The following is a 17,773-nucleotide window of genomic DNA, read 5'->3' on the forward strand; positions in this document are numbered from 1 at the left end:
GATCAGGCCTACGACCTATGGGGGTTGGGGCGGGGCGCCCAGGTCACGTTCGAGGATCTATCCGCCCATATCCACCCCGCTGACCGGGATCGGGTCCGAGCTGCCTTCACCGCTACACGGGCAATACTCGGCCCCTATGAGATCGATTTCCGCATCATGGTTGGTGAGGAGCTTCGCTGGATCTCGGCCCGTGGCAAGGGAGACGATGAGGGCATCGTCGAGCGCCTCATGTTCGGTGTTTTTCTGGATGTGACAGGCCGCAAACAGGCCGAAGAAGGGCGAGAACTCCTTGCCGGCGAAATGAGTCATCGCGTCAAGAACCTGCTGGCCATTGCCACCGGTCTGACTGCGATCACCTCCCGATCCACGTCCACCGTCACCGACATGGCGCGTGAACTGACGCAGCGACTGACAGCCCTGGGACGAGCCCATGATCTTGTTCGTCCATTGCCCGGTCAGACCGACGCCGCGGCAGCTTTGCTCGGCGATCTGCTTTCCGTGCTGCTCGCGCCCTACGACGACCTAGGGGCCTTCAGTGGGCGCATCCGAGTCTCGGTGCCTCGCATGATCGTGGGCGAAAGCGCAACGACCACACTCGCATTGATCGTGCACGAACTGGCAACGAACTCCCTCAAGTACGGCGCGCTCTCATCATCGACCGGTATGATCGATGTTTCCTGCTCGGCCCGAGACGAAGCGGTAACGGTGGTCTGGACGGAGCGCGGAGGTCCTGAGGTGGTACCGACCAGCGTCCCAAAAGGGTACGGCACCAAACTCGTCGAGCGCAGCATCACCAATGCGCTACGCGGGTCCATCCACTATGCGTGGGAGGAAGATGGTCTCATCGTCACCCTGAAAATCGATCCCGCCCGCCTGGCAGCCTGAGCGGTACCGTGACTTCATCCCTCGAGACGTCCAGTGTTGCTTCAAGAGCATTGAGACCTGCAATATCTATCTCGATAATAGTTACCCAGCATCCTTCGATGAAGCCGATACCGCCCGGACAGTAAAACGCACGACGTGACGTTTTCCCCCTGTAGCCGTTGCCGTTTATCCCCTCGTCAGCGCGGCATGGCTGGCGAAGGTACGGGCACCAGCACGTGTATTTTTCTGCCTCGGTTAGTTGGTTAAAAGGTGCGATGGTTTTGTTACGCATTCTGTAGCACCCGCGTGCCCCGCCTCCTATATACGGCAAATGGAAAACACAAACCGGGGCCTTCTGGAAGCCCGCCCGCATTATCCCAGCGTTCAGGCACGCTCCGCGGATCTGTTTGTACATTTGCTGGGTCTCGGCCTTGCCCTCCTTGGCGGCGCCATCCTGCTTTGGATGGGCGTCCAGGATCCAGCCCCTGGCAGGCTTGCGGTCATCGCGATCTATTCGCTTGGCGTGGTATGCATGTTCGGGTTCTCCACCGCGTACAACTTCGCGCCGGCTGAATGGAAGCCCGTGCTGCGCCGGCTCGACCATGTCGGCATCTTCCTGATGATCGCAGCCACTTATACGCCGTTCACCGCGTATTTGCTGTCCGGAGCCTGGGCCTGGTCGCTGACCACGACCCTGTGGGTGCTGGCCGGCGTGGGCATTGCCGGCAAGATCTTCCTGCCGCCGATCAGCCAGAAGGTCTGGGTGCCCATCTACCTGGGCCTGGCCTGGATCGGCGCCATCGCAGCGGTCCCCCTTGCGGAGATAACCTCCGCGGTGGTGCTGTGGCTCCTGGCACTTGGCGGCGCTTTCTATTCAGCCGGTGTTCTCTTTTACGCCAACAAGCGCCTGCAGTTCGCCAAAGCCATCTGGCACGGCCACGTCGTGGCCGCGGCCGCGACGCACTGGGCAGCCGTGCTGGTGGGACTGTTTGTGGTCCGCTCCTGATAGCCGCTTCCCCAATCCGCCTGGCGCAGCGTTGAGGAAGGTACGCTGGGCTTTGCCAATTTTCTAGGAGCTGCAGGTCCGCTCCGGGTCCAGATGTCGATAACAGGGCGGGAAGACCGTAGCTGCTAGGGTTGAACAAAGCAAAGGGCAGCGGTTCTGCGCCTTTATGCAAGCAGCCGGAGCGAAGCCATCTGCTGAAGCTGATCGCGAACGGCTTAATTCCATTCACCCAGATATACGACCGGCGGAACCACAAAGGTTGACCACAATGAAGCGCTACTCCCACTGCTTATTTCTGGGACGCTGGGCGTCGTACGGCGCCCACCCCCCTTCATCGGTCTACGTGGTGATAAAAGAGGCTATAGGCCCCCATGTCGGAGCTGAAGAGGTATCGTCCGTGGGTACAGACCATGCCGTACCGCGGTCATCTCGGACGATCAGCAAAATGACTGGTGGCTCGACCGCGGCTTAGCTGCAGCAACGCGCTACTTCGCGGCAAGGCAGTGACGTCGGCTTTCAGGCCGCTGAACGAAGAGCGTGAACGGCAGAAATGGGGTCGGTTGCTGACCGGCCACTTGGGGGAGGTAATCTGACAGTCCGCTTCTGGCGCTCTAATCCGCAAAACTGGACGCTGCGTGCCCATCGGCTCGATCATGAGCGTCAAGCAGTATGGGCCCCAACGAAGCTGCATGGGGACATCCACCCACATATGGGCAGGGCTTCGTCGGACGGTTGTCGGAACACCGTGAAGTGGACGGTGTTGAAGCCGGGGTCTGCTGCAGCAGAAGCCATCGGGGGTTAAGACGGTCTTCCGCATCGTAGCGTGCCGATGCAGCGCGTAAAGCGGCAGGACAATCCCGCCATTGACGTGAATATCGCAACCGCTTGGAATTAGGCTTGTCCCCTTCGTTCTTCCGGGCGACCGTTTTAAGAAGTCGAGGATTCCGATTCCCGATCTTTGAAACGCCGATGAACGAAAGGGCAGGATATGACGAACTGGGAGAGTTGCAGCTTCTCGATGGACCAAGTCGCAGATCGTAAGGCAAAGGTATGGGGCAAGAAAAAAGGTGGCATTGCAATCGTCGATGCGATCGCAGGCGAAGACGATTTCGAGCTGTACTGCTTGATGCTGCCGTCGAGCGGGAAGCTCCTCGGATGGCTATGCTGCGCGCCCGAAAAGGTTGAAGAGATCGTAGACGAGCTGGTCTTAAGCCAAGACTGGACCAATGCGTCCCGCGCAGCCGACCTCTCGGCGTCGACACGGCAAGTTTGGGAAATGTTTCAACGTAAACACATGTTCTTCCGGAAGCTTCCCGAAAGTTTGCGCCCCCTGGTTCGTGCCGATGAACTCGACGAGAGGCGGTGAGTTCCTGGAAGCGGACGGTCGAGTTAGGCCGACTCTAATCTGCGTTGCTTGTCGATAGGATATCCCTCAAAGCTGTCGCACGCAGGCTAGGCCTACTGCATCTTTTTGGGCGCAACCTTCTAGGGCTGCCAGATGATCGCCGAAATGCCAGGCACGGACGGGTATGAGCAGCATGCGGTCGAACTTGTCGCAAGCTGGCAGTAACTGTCTTTCACGGACCGACCTAAGCAGGTGTTGCAACCAGTCCCAGACCCGTTTGCCGTTTCGGTATGTCGTCACCAGCCACCTGCCCGGCCTGACAGCTGCCAGCTTGCGACAGCATCGCGACAATGCCAGCCTTTATCGGCAATGGGAGGTGTGCTGAGCTCCTTGCACACCATCAGGATACAGGCCTACGGTCGTTTCGCTGCTGAGGGAATTGTTGGCCCGGTCAGCACCAACACGAAGTTCGTTCGCAAACGTCTCGCGTGGGCTTTGAAGCAGTTTTTGGAGCATGGCCCGGATCCGGGACTTGCATCGCGCTTGCGCGACATTGCCGAGGGCCCTTTCGATGCCGTTGTCCCGCACAGCCGCGGCGCGGTACTGGCGCACGATGATCCGCATCCCAACAACGTTTTGGCCACCCAGACCGACGGTCTGCTCCAACTCAGCGGCTTACTTGCTTGCGGCAATGCCCACGCCGCAGATGCCGTGTCAGATCTGGCCAAATGCCTGTTCTGTTCGGAGCATGACGCCCTGGCAGCGCACGCAACATCTTGGAGGGCTACGGCCCTGTGGCTCACCCCGATCCTGCGCGCGCACTTTGCCTTTTACACCCTGCTGCACCGCCTCACGATGTGGTCCTGGCTACGCCAGATCGGCGCCATCCCTACGCCCGATGCGCCCGGCGACATAATGGACGACCTCAAGCAAACGGCGGTGGTGGCCTAGGGAGGACGCCGGACACGGAGCGATATCCAAGCACATCGCCTTTTGGCCCCACCAGTCTGAGGATACGCCTAACGTCGGCAAATACGCGTGCCTCGCCCCCTTCGTCTGGAAGGAGCACGCCGGCAAGGTCGAAAGCTGCAAGCACCTGATCGTCTGACCATTTGCCTTGGTCTTTCTTCTAGTCCCGCATATTCGTCCCTTAGCACTACTGATCTTGGTCACAAGATCCGACATCGTCTTCGGTGTTGCCCCCTGCGCCGACCTCAAACAAGCGCTCTGACACGGACCGGGCCCAAGAGGGTACTGCGAGTGCGGACCCGGTCAGGAACTGGTCCGCCCCGCCGAAGTCGGGGAGCCTTTGCAGCTCCGGGTCTGCTATCTGGGCCCGTAAGGCGTCGCCAATCCTAGGCGTATCAATGAAGCGGAAAGGCCGAGTATGAAGTGACGCCTGCTCCGGCGATATGGCGCCTGGCACGCCTTTCGCGACCTGCAAGTCGGCGAGGAGACCGCACGCTTCCATGATGTGGGTTTCGCGCGCTTGCCAGTCCGTTGCTTCGAAGATGGCCATCAGAACGGGCTCAAGCTGCCGCGAACAGGGCAGCTCCGCAAAGGCGCTGCCGAACCATTTGGAATAAGGCGCGTAGCGCCGCTCCAAAATCATGGCCAGCTTCATTAGGTTTCCCACCATCCGCCCGGCGATCACTCTCGAGCCCAGCTCGTCCCCAACGCTGCCCGCTCGGCCGATCAGGGCACGCTCTTCCGCGATCCGGCCCCACTGAGCAGCAAGTTTGAAGAGCCAGACATCACGCGGGAAATACTTGAGGCGGTTTCGCAGCGCAGACAGTTTACCGTTGTCGTCGCGAAAGACCGCTCCGGCGGTAAGGGACAAGAACAGGTGCTCAGGATAGGATAGCCATTCGAGGCTGGTAGGCTCGGCCGGAAACTGTCGTCCGAAAAACCGGTCGCACCAGGAGGGTACGGTATAGAGCTCGCCGCCATGATCCGAACCGAGCATCATGTCCATCGCTGCCCCGGGTGGCCGAACCGCAGTAGGATAGCGGACAGAGTAGCCCTCAAACCGGTCAGGCAAGGACCTGTCCAGAACGGACATAATCTCCCGTGCTGCGCCGGGGAATGCCCCAGAGGGAAGAAAGAGCTGAACGCAGGGGCCGTAGTCATGATCGGCAGACATCTCGGTGTCATAGCCGAGGACTTCTGATCCCAAGCCAATCCGCGCGGCGGCATAGGCCAAGCGGGGGAAGTGCTCCTGCAATACCGGTTCAATGAGTTGCTCGAAGAACCGTCGTGACAGTCCCAACCCGATCCAGCGCTTCATCCGATCTCCTGGTGTGACCCTCTTGATTGGTCCCGACGCTCTTGCACTCCTTTGGTGGCCTGCAAACGACTACGAGGACATCTCGAGCCCGTTCGGCAGTGAGATCCAGATAACCGTCTGCGCTTCGGGAGAATGGCGGGACAGGTGACCTTTTCCGCGGGTATCTGCCACCAACACGAAGCTCCCTGCGGAGAAGTGGCGTCTCTCCCCATCGCTTGTTTCGTATTCCACCGAACCATCCAGCCGAACCGTCAGTACAGGCTCCGGAACCGTGTGCCAGGCCACCTCGCGCATGCCGGCCGGGATGTGGGTGATGCGCACCCGGGACGCCGGATAGCCGGCAGTCACGTCGAACGGCACAGCGTCGAGATGGACCGAACTCTTCCGCGTCGGCAACTCCACCTCGTCGAAGTGGGACTCCCCGTCCTGGTCGGCATAGATGCGCACGCATTTCATGTCGCTGGGTTCCTCCTGCTTACGTCCTACCATCAACAAGGTTGCCAGGACCATACAGGCGCATGGGCGGCCCCGCCCTCGTGACCTGATCGACCGCAATGTGGTGTGCTATCCGGCCAGTATGGTTGTAGTCATTTTACAGCGCAGACGGGCACTTCCGCTCCACGTCTGAGATAATGCGTCTGGCCAAGACGGTTGAACCTGTGCCTAGTTCGACTCTAACGTCGGTTTGGATACTGGAGCGTCGATTGCCTACTGACCCCGTGAGCTTCTACGATTCAAATGCGGTAACTTACGCGGCCGATGGCAGTGTGAATTCGCGATTAGGGCCCTTTCTATCCAAGGTACTTCCGGGAGGCTCCATTCTGGAACTGGGCACAGGGAGTGGTAAAGACGCGAAGGTCATGATCCAGACGGGTTTCGTTGTGGATGCTACGGACGGCTCAACCGAACTTGCGGCCATTGCATCAAGCTATCTTGGCCAGACTGTTCGAACTATGCGTTTTGAGGAGTTGGCTGCTGAGCAAGCATATGACGGTATCTATGCCGCTGCCTCACTGCTGCACGTCCCCAGATCGGACATTCAGTCAGTGCTACGCAAGATACATGCCGCCTTGCGGCCGAACGGGGTGGTGTGGGCGAGCTTTAAGGTCGGATCAAACGAAGGCGTCGATCGCTTAGGAAGGTACTACAATTATCTTGATTCGACCGAACTGACCGCGCTTTGGGAAGCTGCAGGACCTTGGGCGAAGGTGGAATTGGAACAGTGGCTCGGTACTGGATTTGATGAAAAGCCCACAAAGTGGGCGGCGATAACCGCAGTCCGCTGAAGACTAAAACAAAGTCCGCTTTAAACGCAGCCACGCGGGTCGTTGATCGACCCAAGTGGGGTCGGCTCCAAATCGGCATCCTTGGGGTGGATTGCGGAAGGGCAGCTTTCGGCAGGCGAGAACGAAAGGCAGACCTTTTCTCGGCATTCTATGCCTCTTCTTCGGCGAACACCTGCTCCCTTTTCTTCCGAAATGCCGGAAGCAGAACCGTCACAAGGAGGGCTGCGGCCAAAACAAGCATCGCGAGCGAAATTGGTCTCGTGACAAATGTAGACGGATCTCCACGTGACAGCAGCAAAGCGCGCCGGAGATTTTCTTCGAGCATTTCGCCCAGAATGAAGCCCAACAGGAGCGGCGCTGGCTCGCATTTCATGCGTAGCAGAAAGTATCCGGCGAAGCCGAATAAGGCTGCGGTCATGATCTCGAAGGTTTGGTTCTGAATGCTGTATAGCCCAATGACGCAGAACATCATGATGGCCGGGTAGAGATACCGGTATGGCACGGAAATGAGCTTTACCCACAGTCCAACTAGCGGAAGGTTCAGCAGTACCAGCATGACATTGCCGACCCACATTGAGGTGACCAAAGCCCAGAAGAGGTCTGGATTTCCGGTCATCACCTGGGGGCCAGGAGTAATGTTGTGGATCATCATGGCCCCCATCATCAGCGCCATGACGCCGTTAGATGGGATACCGAGCGTAAGCATGGGAATAAAGGAGGTCTGGGCCGCGGCGTTGTTCGCCGCCTCAGGACCGGCCACGCCTTCCACCGCACCATTGCCGAAGCGCTCCGGCTTCCTCGATACTTTTTTCTCAAGCGTATAGGAGGTGAAGGAGGCAAGGGTGGCCCCACCGCCGGGAAGAATGCCCATTATCGAACCGAGGACCGTTCCGCGGACTGCAGCAGGCGCAGCTTCCTTGAATTCTTGCTTGCTTGGCCAGAGCTTGGTGATCTTGTGGACCAGAGTTTCGCCTGTTGTCTTGTCGGCGACATTGTTGACGATATCTGCGAAGGCGAAAATGCCCATGGCGATGGCGATGAATTCAAGACCCGAACTTAGCTCGATCGCCCCAAACGTGAAGCGATGAACTCCGCTGTTTACGTCCGTTCCGACCGTGGCAAGGATCAGGCCGACTATTACCATGCCGATGGCCTTGATCAGTGACCCGTGCGCCAGGATTACGGCCGCGACCAAACCGAGCACCATCAGCGAGAAATACTCTGCGGCGCTGAATGACAGGGCAACGTTTGAGAGAACAGGCGAGAAGGCAGCAACAACTGCCGTGGAGATGGTCCCGGCAAAGACGGACGCCAATGCTGCAATGGCAAGTGCTGCGCCTGCCCTGCCGGCTTGGGCCATTTTGTGCCCGTCGATCGCAGTCACGACCGATGATGATTCACCTGGCAGATTGACGAGAATTGCGGTGGTGGAGCCACCGTACTGCGCCCCATAGTAGATTCCAGCCAGCATTATGAGGGCAGGAATTGGCCCCAGCGTATAGGTGAGCGGTAGCAGCATTGAAATCGTCGCTAACGGTCCGAGACCAGGCAGCACGCCAATGGCGGTGCCGAGCAGGACACCGATAAAACAGTAAAGCAGGTTGATTGGCGCCAAAGATTGGCTGAACCCGAGCGCAAGATTGGCAAAAATGTCCATGGCTCAGAACCGCCAGACTGGGATGTGGAGGCCGAGGCCCAGAATGAAGACGGCCCACGCCATGAATGTCAGGGCCAGCGCTGTCAGGAGAATCGGCAAGGGTCTGAGATTCCTCCCGGCCAATGAACCGACGATCACCAAGGCCGGAATCGCTCCCAGAAGGCCCACAGAGATCAACAGGTATGCCGAAAGCAGGACCGCTGTAGTTATTGCAAACAGAGCACGCCAATCGACCCGAGGCATGTCCCGGCCCGCTTGCTTGCGGATCGCCTGCATACCCACGACCAAGCCGACCAAGATCAGCAGGCCGCCTGCGATAACAGGGAAGAAGCCTGGACCCATTTGGGCAGCGGACCCGAATTGATACTGGCTGCCCACAGCCATGGTGAGCCCACCAAAGGCCACAAAGAAGATCGCGGAATGTCCATCCGACGATTGGAAAAGTGCGCGGTGCATCGGCTTCCTCCCACTGCAGCCCTATGATCCACCGAGTCGGTGGATCACCGTTTCTGAACTTGTGACTGTGAAGGCGGGCGAGTTTATCGAACTCGCCTTCGCCATAGACGGCAGATGGTCTCGGCTTTCAAATATCGACTTGCATTGAACGAAGTCGATCGATCACTAACGCCAAAACATCGTCGCTATTGCTGTCAGACATGGGCATATGAGTATTCCCGAATATACCCGCTTGGGGCAGATCCAAATGGATCGAGAGCCCACCGACTTCGGCGAAAGCCTGGGCGAAAGCCAGCTGCCGCGTCAACACGTTCTGCCAATGCGGCGACTTCGAAATATTGTCACCCGTCACGAAGACGAGCGGTATACTGCTTACATCCGCGGGACTTGAGAACCCCGTGGGTTCCAATGCGACAATTGCCTTTACTAGGTCAGGTCGGCTCGCCGCAGCCAGGAAAGTCGGTTCAGCTCCCTGACTATGGCAGAACAGAATGGACGGGCCGACTCTCTGCATAACCGATGTAAGTGCGGCAACCGCGAGTTCACCCGTGGTGGTCCACCGAGGCACAAATGTCCTGGCGAAAGCCTCGAAGTGATCCGTTGGAAACTGCTGACCGGGAAAGGGTCTGCGTTCGCCGTGCTGATCAACATCGCCGAAGCGAAAACGGGTCCAGGCCTCTTCCATTGTCCGCAGGATGGGCTCGCCATCCCACACGCCGGGCAAAGGGCACCATCCCGCCCGGCCTCGTTCCACATTATCCACGACATGGGTCTCAATTCCTGCTGCGACAAGCCCCTGTACCCAGCCGGCTCGCCCATCCGGTGTGGTTTCCCAAGTGCTGCCGGACATTCCCCCACCGTGGACCAAAATTACCGGACCAAGATCGGAACGCTGAGCCGGCACGAAGAACTGCACATAGGCGTGTTCGATGGCGATGGATCCATTGGGATCGTGACGATAGGTGGTCGTCGCAGTATAGTTCAAATCGCGGGTTGGCTCGCCGGAAATTTTGACGAGCCTCCCGCCGGCTGTGTAAGAACCGAAGTCAGCGAGTTGGTATTCAATCCGGGACAATGTTGCGCTCGCGGATCAGGGTGCCCCACTGGTCGACCTGAGCTGCCAGGAAGACCTGGAGATCTTCGCGGCTGCCGCCGACGATGTTAACGCCGAGCTCGTCAAATCGCTTGGAGACGTCCGGATTGTCGAGAGCGGTTTGGAACGCCGAATTCAATTTGTCTAGAGAGGCTTCATCGGTGCCTGATGGGGCGAAGATGCCGAACCAGGGCGCCACCAGCAGTTCTGGCAGCCCTGCCTCTGCCGACGTAGGGATATCGGGAGCGGCCTTGGCACGCTCCTCCTGTGCAACCAGTAGCGGGACCACCTTGCCTTCTTGGATATTCGGCAGAGCGGCAGGCAAGTTGTCGAAATAGACTTGGACCTGATTTGAAAGAAGGTCGGTCAACACTTGGCCAGCACCCTGATAGGCAATGTGCATCAGTTTCGTGTCAGCAAGCTGGTTCAGTAATTCGCCGGCAAGATGTGGTGACGAGCCAACGCCGGACGACGCATAATTCAGGTCTTGCTCGCGAGCAAGGGCGAGAAATTCCTCAAGCGTTGCAACCCCAAGTTGGGGCGGCACGGTCAGGACGCTCGGCACCGTACCGATTTCGATGACCGGAGCAAAATCTTCCTGGATCAGGTAAGGCGGATTATCGGCATAGAGGCTACCGGCCGCTGCGCAGGAAAAGGCGCAGAACAGGATTTTGGCTCCGTCGGCCGGTGCGTTTGCGACTTCTTGCGCCCCGATGCTTCCGCCGGCACCCCCGCGGTTTTCCACCAGCAGTGGTGTGCCAAGGCTCTCACCGACATGGTCAGCAAGGAGACGTGCGAGAATGTCCGGGGTGCCGCCAGCAGCATAAGGCACGATAAGCGTGACGGGCTGCGACGAATATTGATCCTGCGCCATGGACGTGGCCGGCACGGAACCGAGACCGACAGCAAACACGCTGCTCGCAAGTGCTCGAGCGATACGACTTGTGAACATCTGTATTCCTCCTTGAGAGATTTTAATGGTCACCTAACACTGTTAGAGACCTGATCGGGAAATAGATAATTGCCGCGCTTGTGATAGGACTAGCCTATCACCCTATGCGTCGGCACCTAGTGCAGCAGGCACATCGTACGCCAACTGCACAGATCAACGTCGGCCAACAAGTCCGAGTTTTTCTCGCCAGGGATGTCGGCGAGACCGGGATATTTGTGCTGGAAATAATAATCCCGCACCGCAATGGTCGCCATGCCATGCATGATGACGAGGTATTTCGCGTCCACAGGATCCAGGCCAAGTCTTTCGAGACCTACCTCGACACATTTGCCACCTTCATGCGGCCCTCGGGTAGATCGATCAGGATAAGCCCTTCGGATGTTTCCTGGCCCTGGCCGCGGAGATAGCCATGACCATTGTAGTGCAGGTTACCAACGACCCTAGTGGGAGGAATGATCAGTGACCGGAAACTATGGCTTCTAAAGCAGCTGCACCTTCCCGCTCAACTCAGGATGGCAATAGCGCTTGGGGAACTACTCATAGTCGCCCAGAATGCCCACCGGCCATCCGCCAATACGTCCGCCTGGTCCGTAAACTTCAGTGTTCTGGAGAGATCGGCGGGAAGGTCTCCACGTCTACTAGGACAGCGCGCCGCCGGTGCCGAGTAAGAGCGCCGCCATCGTCGAGGCAACGAAATTCGGTGTCCGCAACATAATCCTCCCGCAGGAGCCATCCTAATTGGCCCTTCGCCGTTTCGGCAGTTGCACCACCGCGCGCAGGGGTTAGCCCTCATCGTAGCGGGTAATCTACGCTCTCCGTCACCGTGAGAAGCAGCTAACGTGGATTGCACTAATCAGGAAACACGATCTTTGCCGCGGTGTGATAGGCTGAGCCTATGTCCTTACCCCAAGTTTCATTACGACAGCTCAGAGCTTTCAGCGCTATCGCCCGCTTAGGCAGCGTGCGTCGTGCAGCGGCTGAACTGAGCATCTCGCAGCCGTCACTCAGCCAGAGCCTTAAGCAGCTTGAGGACGCAATCGGCTGCCAGCTTGTGGTTAGGGACGCACGCGGTTCGAAGATCACTGAAGCTGGTCGACAATTGCTATCAACCTGCGAGAGCGTCTTCGCTTCGCTGGAATACACACTGGACTCTCTCCAGATGCAAACGGGCAGGCCGGGGCAACCTCTCCGGATCGCTGCGCTTCCTTCTCTCGCGCGACAGATCGTTCTGCCGGCCTTCCGCGAGTTCGGAAGTTCTAGCGAGAAGCCACAATTGTTCATTCGCGATGCCATCGGGGAGGAGGTTATCCGAATGGTCCGGGCGCGGGAGGTCGATTTTGCGTTATCTGCCCCACCTGCTGATACGACCGATCTGTTAGCGGAGCCGCTGCTTCAGTCCCCCATGAGAGCGGTAATGTCGCCAGGTCACCGGCTTTCAGAAGGAGCGACTTGGCAACAGTTGGCCCATGAGCGGTTCATCTTTGTCGCCCGCAATTCCTTCACCTATGACATCGTCACCTCCGCCTTTCACAGTGCGAAGTGCTTCCCCAAGAATTACATCGAGACGCACACCGCCGAAACGGCAGCCAGGATGGCGGCCGAGGGCATGGGGGTGACGGTTCTCCATGCCGGAAACATCGATGAAATCGAACATTTCGGTTTCGCCCACGTGCCCGTGAGTGTACCGGAGACCGCGTTGCCGGTTGTCATGATCCGACTGGCGACCAGGCCCCTAGCATCTGGTGCGTCAGCTTTCTGGAACCACCTTATCGAGTCCTCGAAGCTCGCCACTCTTCCCTGGTCAGGGTGACGCCCTAGTCGACCATAATCGCAGCATACTGATCAGCGAGTAGATGTCGGCTTATGCAATCGGGCATCAAGGTCAAGCTCAAATCTTCGCTTCCGCTGCGTTTCGTTCTGAGCGGGTCACGCTTCTTTCGTGGTCGGCATAGCGGCGCGGGCGGAGCTGCCACAAGCATTGGAGGGTCGGGTCTCCGGAGAAGCGGGAGCGCGGAGCGTGATACGCTCGTCGCCACGCAGATCCTGGGTCTTGCTTACTGCCGCTACGTCCTCAACCTGGGCGACGATCACCTCGCTCCAGGCGCGACCATCCAAGTGATCGGCGAAACACTGCAGCGCTACCTGATCATGCCAGGTCCTCTCGGCGCTTGAGGATGGGAATGCCCGTGACGCGGACCGCCTCCTTTTCTCGGCCGCCGCAACTAGGGACTTAGGGGGAACGGACGCGAGTCAATCTTGGGCGGTTGACAGACCAGGTTTAGGTCCATTTACGCGGGTTCTTATAGGAATGCTTCTGCTTGAAACACCACAGTGCGCGATAGCTGCCAATCGACCCCCATCAGTAAGAACCCGACATTGGGTTAGTTCCTGCCTTCGTGGAAAGCTGCAAGTACTGGCCGTTGACGAACATGACCGCACTCTGTAACTGTGGTCATACCACGGTATGGACAAAATACGCGGCGATGTCGATTACAAGAGAAGCGCCTGAGCAGACCAGCGGCTATGATCGCGTTGTCGGCTTTTTGCGGGAGCAACTGCTCTCCGGAGAGCTCAAGACCGGCGACATTCTTTTGCCCGAGCGGGAGCTGGCAGTGCGGCTTGGTGTCAGTCGTCCGGTGCTGCGCGAGGCATTGCGCGCGCTCGCTATGATTGGGGCCGTGGAGATCCGGCACGGCGTGGGCACGGTGGTCAGAAAGCCCGACGTGTCCACGCTGGGCGATTTCTTCACCTTCGCCCTGGCCCAGCAGGCCGATGTCATCGATGACATCATGGAGGCGCGCGTCGCCATAGAGCATCACGCCATTCGCCTGGCCTGTGATCGCGCGACTCAGAACGATCTCGATCGCATTGCGCAGTGCCTGACGCAGATCGTGGAAACCATCAACGATCCCGAGGCCGGTGGACAGGCGGACTTCGATTTCCACGAGGCCATTGTCCGGGCCGCGCGCTCGCCCACCCTGACCAGTCTTTATACATCCATCGCGACGCTGATGCGGCGCTCGCATCTGGATCGCCGCAAGCAGATTACTTCGGTGGATGGGTTCGAGAGCTTCCTCGTTGATCATCACCGGCTGATCTACGAGGCAATCGTTCAGCGCGAACCTGCCAAGGCCGACGATTTGCTCCGTCGCCATTTTCAAATCGGCGGCGAGTTCCGTCGCCGCGCCGCAGATGCGCAGATCTCCGCGCTGCCGTCTTTTAACCGACCTGTCTAAGGGGCACCGAGTGCATATTATTATTGGTAGTGACCACGCTGGCTTCCGTCTCAAGCAAGAGCTTCTCCCCGAGCTCAACAAGTCGGGTTTCGAGATCGAAGACGTCGGCAGCTTTGATCCTGACCCCGTCGATTTTCCCGATATTGCCTGGGCGGTTTGCCAGAAGGTGCGCTCCACGCCGGGTAGCCGTGGCCTTCTGGTGTGCGGCACCGGTGTTGGCGCCGTGATCGCAGCCAACAAGATCAAGGGAATCCGAGCCGCGGTCTGCCATGATGCCCATTCGGCCCACCAGTCGGTCGAGCACGACGATGTCAACGTCATGTGCCTGGGCGCCCAGATCGTCGGCCCCTGGTTGGCGATCGATCTGATCAACGCCTTCCTTGCGGCAGAATTTGTCACCGACCCCGATTTCGTGCGTCGCGTCGACAAGCTTGCGGCACTCGAACAGACCGAGTGAGCGCTTAACCACGCGCACCAGGCGGTGCACGGCACAGAGGCTGGTTTGCCAAGGCGCGCCAGACCCGGGCTGGCGCCGCCTAGATCAGCCCAGGAATTCTAATGTCGATCAACTTTCTCCCGATCTTTGCAAGCTGGCAGATGCTGCTCGACGGTGCCTGGCTGACAGTGCAATTGGCTGTGGCGACCACGATCACCGGTTTTCTCATTGGAACGCTGTGCGCCATTGCGCGCCGGTCGAGCTACAAACCAGCGGCCACCATCGCAGCCATCTATGTTGAGGCCATCCGCAACACGCCCTTCGTGGTGCAGATTTTCCTCGTTTATTTCGGGCTGTCGACTCTCGGCTTCAAATTCTCCGCAGTCACCGTCGCCATCGTGGCCCTGACGATCAATGTCGGCGCCTACACCGCCGAGATCATGCGCGCCGGCTTTGAATCCATCCACAAGGGCCAGTGGGAAGCTGCCGAAACGCTGGGGCTCAACAAGGCACAGCAATATTGGCATGTCGCGCTGCGCCCGGCGATGGAGCGGGTTTATCCCTCGCTCTCGAGCCAGTTCATTCTGCTGATGCTGGCTTCATCGGTGACCTCCCAGATTTCGGCCGAGGAGCTGACTGCGGCCGCCAATTTCATCCAGTCCGAGACCTATCGGCCCTTTGAAGCCTATGTGACCATCGCAGTGATCTATGTCGCGCTCTCGCTCGTAATGCGCGTCGCCTTCCTCTTCGTCGGCAAAGCCCTGTTCCCGCGCCAGCGCCGGCTTGGCACCCATCTTTAGGAGGAAGATCCGCATGACGTCCTCTTTCAATCCTGGCCACTTCAAGTTTCTGCTCGATGGCGCGTTCTGGACCCTGGTCCTGTCGCTGATGGCATTTGTCGGCGGGGGGCTGATCGGGTTTGCCGTAGCGCTGGCCCGCATCTCGCCGCTCAAGACGGTCAGATACCTGGCCACCGGCTATGTGCAGCTGGTTCAGGGCACGCCGCTGCTGGTGATCATGTTCGTCACCTATTTCGGCCTGCCCCAGCTCGGCATTTCGGTGGCGCCCATGGTGGCAGCCGGCTTGTCGATGACCATCTATGTCAGCGCCTATCTTGGCGAAATCTGGCGCGGCTCGATCCAGTCCGTTCCCAAGGCGCAGTGGGAAGCCGCGGAGTGCCTGGCACTCAACCGGACCGAACGCATGTTCAAGGTTATCCTGCCACAAGCCGTGCGCATCGCCATTCCACCGACGGTCGGCTTTTCCGTGCAGATCGTCAAGAACACCTCCCTGGCCTATGTGGTTGGCTTTGTTGAGCTCACCCGCGCCGGCCAGCTGATCAACAACTCCATTTTCCAGCCGCTGCCCGTCTATCTGAGTGTGGCAGCACTCTATTTCTGCCTGTGCTTTCCGATTTCGGCGCTGAGCCGCCGATTGGAAAAGCGCCTGGCCTAAACAATCTGGCGTCGGTCGAGAGGTCGCAAAAGCCATGGAGGCAAACATGCCGATCGTCATTTTGGACGATGTGAAGAAAAGTTTCGGCTCGGTGGACGTCCTGCGTGGCGTTTCTTTTGCGGTCGAGAAGGGGCAGGTCCTTGCGCTGATTGGCGCCAGCGGCTCGGGCAAGAGCACGGCCTTGCGCTGCATTGACCGGCTCGAGACCATCGACTCGGGCCGCATCGAGGTGTGCGGGCACCGTTTGGAAAACCCCAAACTCAGCCTGCGCCACCTGCGCCTCGACGTTGGGATCGTCTTTCAGAGCTACAACCTCTTCCCGCATTTGACCATCGAGCAGAACATCATGCTTGGGCCCACCACGGTCAAGAAGCTCAAAAAGGCCGATGCCCGCGAGATCGCCCGCGACGTGCTCACCAAGGTCGGCCTTGAGCATAAGGCCAATGACTTTCCCGAACAGCTCTCGGGGGGGCAGCAGCAGCGTGCCGCCATCGCCCGCTCCCTGGCCATGCAACCGCAGGTCATGTTGTTCGACGAAGTCACCTCCGCGCTCGACCCAAAATTGACCGGTGAGGTGCTGCGCGTGATCGAAAGCCTCGCCGACAGTGGCATGACCATGATCATGGTCACCCACGAGATGAACTTCGCCCGCAAGATCGCGGACAAGGTGGTGTTCATGCACCAGGGCCTTGTTCACGAGCAAGGCGACGCGTCGATCCTATCCAATCCCGAAACCGCTGCGCTCCAGGACTTCGTCTCCAACGAGCTTTGAGTGCGGCGTCAACAACTACCAGGAGGAAAACTATGTTGAATTTGAAGACTGTTACTGTCTCGGCCATGATGGTCGGCGCGTTTTTGGGCGGCGCCATGCCCGCGCATGCCGACTTGCTCGAGGACATCATGGCGGCGGGCAAGATCCGCATTTCGACCGATCTGGCCATGGTGCCATCGGGCATGCTCGACGGCGCGATGACCCCGATCGGCTCGGACGTGGAGACCGCCCAGCTGCTCGCCGCTGACTGGGGGCTCGAGCTGGAGATCATCTCCACCACCGGCGCCACGCGCATCCCCAATCTGCAGACTAACAAGGCCGATATCGTGATTTCGACCTTGTCGGTGACCGATCAGCGCAAGGAAGTCATCGACTTCTCGCGGCCATATGCGGCCGTGATCTCGGTTGTCGGCGCGCCTGCCGCAACCGAAATCACCGACTGGGAAGATCTGCGTGGCACCCCCATCAGCGTCGTGCGCGGCACCACCCAAGACAGTGAGCTGACGGCGATGGCCGGGGAAAAGGGCATTGAGGTCGTTCGCTACGAGGACGACGCCACGCTTGTGACCGCAGCGATCAGCGGCCAGGCTGCCGCTGTGGCGACCTCGGCGACCGTGGTCAACCAGATCAAGCAACGCAATACCGAGCTCTCCTTTGAGCCAAAGGTGACGATCCGCACCCTCGACGTGGCGATTGGCGTACGCAAGGGCGAAGAGGCGCTCGTGGCCAAGCTCAACGAGTGGATTTCCGCGAACATGGCCAATGGCAAGCTCAACGAAATCTACCTCAAGTACCACGGCTCTCCGCTGCCTGAAGAACTCCAGCAGTAGAAGACGCAGTGGCGGTGGCATCCCATTGCCACCGCATTTACCTTCGGGGGCCCACCCGGCACATATCCAGTCCGGACAATCTCGGTTACAATCCCGGC

Annotated in this window: 20 protein-coding genes; 13 read left to right on the forward strand and 7 right to left on the reverse strand. The window is 59.0% G+C overall.

All coding sequences use genetic code 11. From position 1 onward, the window contains the following. The 4 genes from AC3YMN_RS16750 to AC3YMN_RS16765 all read left to right on the forward strand — a co-directional run. The coding region (locus AC3YMN_RS16750) for a sensor histidine kinase (RefSeq protein ID WP_489890887.1) at nucleotides 1-885 on the forward strand (885 nt) is incomplete at its 5' end. Nucleotides 886-1,195: 310 nt separating this feature from the next. Continuing rightward, on the forward strand, nucleotides 1,196-1,870 hold the full coding sequence (gene trhA / locus AC3YMN_RS16755) for a PAQR family membrane homeostasis protein TrhA (RefSeq protein ID WP_489890888.1): 675 nt from the start codon (nucleotides 1,196-1,198) through the stop codon (nucleotides 1,868-1,870). 988 nt (nucleotides 1,871-2,858) lie between these two features. Then, entirely contained in the window at nucleotides 2,859-3,236 is a 378-nt protein-coding gene (locus AC3YMN_RS16760) for a hypothetical protein (protein WP_489890889.1), read from the forward strand. 348 nt (nucleotides 3,237-3,584) lie between these two features. Then, nucleotides 3,585-4,166 carry a phosphotransferase gene (locus AC3YMN_RS16765; protein ID WP_489890890.1) on the forward strand — a complete coding sequence of 194 codons (582 nt, stop codon included), beginning with the start codon at nucleotides 3,585-3,587 and terminating at the stop codon, nucleotides 4,164-4,166. Between the two features lie 205 nt (nucleotides 4,167-4,371). On the opposite strand, the gene AC3YMN_RS16770 is transcribed toward AC3YMN_RS16765, so the two are convergent. Beyond that, complete coding sequence (locus tag AC3YMN_RS16770; protein ID WP_489890891.1) at nucleotides 4,372-5,502, reverse strand: DUF4037 domain-containing protein; 1,131 nt, start codon at nucleotides 5,500-5,502, stop codon at nucleotides 4,372-4,374. Nucleotides 5,503-5,571: 69 nt separating this feature from the next. Beyond that, nucleotides 5,572-5,958 carry a cupin domain-containing protein gene (locus AC3YMN_RS16775; RefSeq protein WP_489891003.1) on the reverse strand — a complete coding sequence of 129 codons (387 nt, stop codon included), beginning with the start codon at nucleotides 5,956-5,958 and terminating at the stop codon, nucleotides 5,572-5,574. Nucleotides 5,959-6,206: 248 nt separating this feature from the next. On the opposite strand from AC3YMN_RS16775, the gene AC3YMN_RS16780 reads away from it, so the two are divergent. After that, entirely contained in the window at nucleotides 6,207-6,788 is a 582-nt protein-coding gene (locus AC3YMN_RS16780) for a class I SAM-dependent methyltransferase (RefSeq protein ID WP_489890892.1), read from the forward strand. Between the two features lie 148 nt (nucleotides 6,789-6,936). Here AC3YMN_RS16780 and AC3YMN_RS16785 read toward each other — a convergent pair whose 3' ends face one another. The 5 genes from AC3YMN_RS16785 to AC3YMN_RS16805 form a co-directional block, all read right to left on the reverse strand. Further along, nucleotides 6,937-8,445 (reverse strand): tripartite tricarboxylate transporter permease, encoded by a 1,509-nt coding sequence (locus tag AC3YMN_RS16785; protein ID WP_489890893.1) that lies wholly within the window; start codon nucleotides 8,443-8,445, stop codon nucleotides 6,937-6,939. A 3-nt stretch (nucleotides 8,446-8,448) separates the two neighbouring features. Then, nucleotides 8,449-8,901, reverse strand: coding sequence for a tripartite tricarboxylate transporter TctB family protein (locus AC3YMN_RS16790; protein ID WP_489890894.1), 453 nt, complete (start codon nucleotides 8,899-8,901; stop codon nucleotides 8,449-8,451). A 127-nt stretch (nucleotides 8,902-9,028) separates the two neighbouring features. Continuing rightward, nucleotides 9,029-9,976: an alpha/beta hydrolase family protein gene (locus AC3YMN_RS16795; RefSeq protein ID WP_489890895.1), complete on the reverse strand. Its 948-nt coding sequence runs from the start codon at nucleotides 9,974-9,976 to the stop codon at nucleotides 9,029-9,031. Further along, complete coding sequence (locus tag AC3YMN_RS16800) at nucleotides 9,963-10,946, reverse strand: Bug family tripartite tricarboxylate transporter substrate binding protein (protein WP_489890896.1); 984 nt, start codon at nucleotides 10,944-10,946, stop codon at nucleotides 9,963-9,965. The genes AC3YMN_RS16795 and AC3YMN_RS16800 overlap by 14 nt, the downstream gene beginning before the upstream one ends. Nucleotides 10,947-11,062: 116 nt before the next feature. Next, entirely contained in the window at nucleotides 11,063-11,233 is a 171-nt protein-coding gene (locus tag AC3YMN_RS16805; protein WP_489890897.1) for a hypothetical protein, read from the reverse strand. 608 nt (nucleotides 11,234-11,841) lie between these two features. On the opposite strand from AC3YMN_RS16805, the gene AC3YMN_RS16810 reads away from it, so the two are divergent. The 8 genes from AC3YMN_RS16810 to AC3YMN_RS16845 all read left to right on the forward strand — a co-directional run bounded on the left by AC3YMN_RS16810 (nucleotide 11,842) and on the right by AC3YMN_RS16845 (nucleotide 17,675). After that, the gene (locus tag AC3YMN_RS16810; protein ID WP_489890898.1) at nucleotides 11,842-12,756 is read left to right on the forward strand and encodes a LysR family transcriptional regulator; all 915 of its coding nucleotides are present in this window, start codon (nucleotides 11,842-11,844) and stop codon (nucleotides 12,754-12,756) included. Between the two features lie 53 nt (nucleotides 12,757-12,809). Continuing rightward, a complete protein-coding gene (locus tag AC3YMN_RS16815) occupies nucleotides 12,810-13,118 on the forward strand; it encodes a TetR/AcrR family transcriptional regulator (RefSeq protein WP_489890899.1) in 309 nt (102 codons plus the stop codon). Nucleotides 13,119-13,375: 257 nt separating this feature from the next. Further along, a complete protein-coding gene (locus tag AC3YMN_RS16820) occupies nucleotides 13,376-14,182 on the forward strand; it encodes a FadR/GntR family transcriptional regulator (protein ID WP_489891004.1) in 807 nt (268 codons plus the stop codon). Nucleotides 14,183-14,192: 10 nt separating this feature from the next. Next, nucleotides 14,193-14,639, forward strand: coding sequence for a ribose 5-phosphate isomerase B (gene rpiB, locus AC3YMN_RS16825; protein ID WP_489890900.1), 447 nt, complete (start codon nucleotides 14,193-14,195; stop codon nucleotides 14,637-14,639). Nucleotides 14,640-14,734: 95 nt separating this feature from the next. Continuing rightward, nucleotides 14,735-15,418, forward strand: a complete 684-nt coding sequence (locus AC3YMN_RS16830; protein ID WP_489891005.1) for an amino acid ABC transporter permease — start codon at nucleotides 14,735-14,737, stop codon at nucleotides 15,416-15,418. A 13-nt stretch (nucleotides 15,419-15,431) separates the two neighbouring features. Continuing rightward, nucleotides 15,432-16,073, forward strand: coding sequence for an amino acid ABC transporter permease (locus AC3YMN_RS16835; protein ID WP_127753284.1), 642 nt, complete (start codon nucleotides 15,432-15,434; stop codon nucleotides 16,071-16,073). Nucleotides 16,074-16,119: 46 nt separating this feature from the next. Next, nucleotides 16,120-16,845, forward strand: a complete 726-nt coding sequence (locus AC3YMN_RS16840) for an amino acid ABC transporter ATP-binding protein (protein WP_489890901.1) — start codon at nucleotides 16,120-16,122, stop codon at nucleotides 16,843-16,845. 32 nt (nucleotides 16,846-16,877) lie between these two features. Then, nucleotides 16,878-17,675 carry a transporter substrate-binding domain-containing protein gene (locus AC3YMN_RS16845; protein ID WP_489890902.1) on the forward strand — a complete coding sequence of 266 codons (798 nt, stop codon included), beginning with the start codon at nucleotides 16,878-16,880 and terminating at the stop codon, nucleotides 17,673-17,675. Nucleotides 17,676-17,773: the final 98 nt, after the last annotated feature.

It is taken from the genome of Devosia sp. Z11_6, from assembly GCF_058133665.1.

Excerpts from the sequence above, each read along its gene's own strand:
- trhA (WP_489890888.1), top strand. The coding sequence starts at position 1,196 with ATGGAAAACACAAACCGGGGCCTTCTGGAAGCCCGCCCGCATTATCCC.
- AC3YMN_RS16760 (WP_489890889.1), top strand. The coding sequence starts at position 2,859 with ATGACGAACTGGGAGAGTTGCAGCTTCTCGATGGACCAAGTCGCAGAT.
- AC3YMN_RS16765 (WP_489890890.1), top strand. The coding sequence starts at position 3,585 with ATGGGAGGTGTGCTGAGCTCCTTGCACACCATCAGGATACAGGCCTAC.
- AC3YMN_RS16770 (WP_489890891.1), bottom strand. The coding sequence starts at position 5,502 with ATGAAGCGCTGGATCGGGTTGGGACTGTCACGACGGTTCTTCGAGCAA.
- AC3YMN_RS16775 (WP_489891003.1), bottom strand. The coding sequence starts at position 5,958 with ATGAAATGCGTGCGCATCTATGCCGACCAGGACGGGGAGTCCCACTTC.
- AC3YMN_RS16785 (WP_489890893.1), bottom strand. The coding sequence starts at position 8,445 with ATGGACATTTTTGCCAATCTTGCGCTCGGGTTCAGCCAATCTTTGGCG.
- AC3YMN_RS16790 (WP_489890894.1), bottom strand. The coding sequence starts at position 8,901 with ATGCACCGCGCACTTTTCCAATCGTCGGATGGACATTCCGCGATCTTC.
- AC3YMN_RS16800 (WP_489890896.1), bottom strand. The coding sequence starts at position 10,946 with ATGTTCACAAGTCGTATCGCTCGAGCACTTGCGAGCAGCGTGTTTGCT.
- AC3YMN_RS16810 (WP_489890898.1), top strand. The coding sequence starts at position 11,842 with ATGTCCTTACCCCAAGTTTCATTACGACAGCTCAGAGCTTTCAGCGCT.
- AC3YMN_RS16815 (WP_489890899.1), top strand. The coding sequence starts at position 12,810 with ATGCAATCGGGCATCAAGGTCAAGCTCAAATCTTCGCTTCCGCTGCGT.
- AC3YMN_RS16820 (WP_489891004.1), top strand. The coding sequence starts at position 13,376 with ATGACCGCACTCTGTAACTGTGGTCATACCACGGTATGGACAAAATAC.
- AC3YMN_RS16835 (WP_127753284.1), top strand. The coding sequence starts at position 15,432 with ATGACGTCCTCTTTCAATCCTGGCCACTTCAAGTTTCTGCTCGATGGC.
- AC3YMN_RS16840 (WP_489890901.1), top strand. The coding sequence starts at position 16,120 with ATGCCGATCGTCATTTTGGACGATGTGAAGAAAAGTTTCGGCTCGGTG.
- AC3YMN_RS16845 (WP_489890902.1), top strand. The coding sequence starts at position 16,878 with ATGTTGAATTTGAAGACTGTTACTGTCTCGGCCATGATGGTCGGCGCG.